The organism is Paraburkholderia metrosideri (assembly GCF_904848625.1).
GTDB classification, from domain to species: domain Bacteria; phylum Pseudomonadota; class Gammaproteobacteria; order Burkholderiales; family Burkholderiaceae; genus Paraburkholderia; species Paraburkholderia metrosideri.
In genome coordinates, this window is the sequence record NZ_CAJHCP010000045.1 from 1 (window position 1) to 673 (window position 673).

At 61.2% G+C, this 673-nt stretch carries 1 protein-coding gene; it reads right to left on the reverse strand.

All coding sequences use genetic code 11. The annotated features are described in order from the left end of the window. Positions 1–673: ISNCY family transposase (locus LMG28727_RS33910; RefSeq protein WP_201646651.1), on the reverse strand; the 673-nt coding region annotated here is incomplete at both ends.

Below are 673 nucleotides of genomic sequence, written 5' to 3' on the forward strand. Positions count from 1 at the left end.
AACGTGTGCCCGAGCCGCTTGTTATCGATCACCGCCGCCTGATCGATCTCCGAGAGCCGGTCGTAGGGCACACAGGGCAGGGCAGCACCATTCACCCGGATTTCGACGCGCCCGTCCGGATACTCGAACACATCCAGATAACGGTGAATCAGGCCGCGGTTCGCCACCGTGTCTTCAAGCAGGTAGATCACCCGGTCGTACTGCACCGTCAGTACCTTCGACACGCGCCGCGGCACGCGAACCGTCAGGATCAGATCAAGATCGTCATCTACCCGCAGCGGCCGGTGTGCATCGAATGTGCTGCGCGGCAGCTTGCCAAACCGGCCGTTAAAGTCAGCGATGAAGTGGGGCGCGTAAGCATTGGCCGCCTCCTTCGTGCTGATTTCGCGTAGCCGCAGTTCCTTCACGAGACGATCCTGCAACGTCAGGTTCGCCCGCTCGACACGCCCTTTGGCCTGGCTGCTGTTGGCGCAGAACGTATCCACATTGAGCTCGTACAGCGCGCGGCCAAACTGCGTTACGCCCTTGCCTGGCGTCACCGAATGACTGTTGCAGTGAAACACGCTGGCCTTGTCGCTGTACAGCGCAACCGGCTTGCCATGCTGCTCGAGGTACGCGCGCATCGCCTCGAAGTAGCTGAACGTCGATTCGGTCGCGGTAAAGTGCAGCGCCA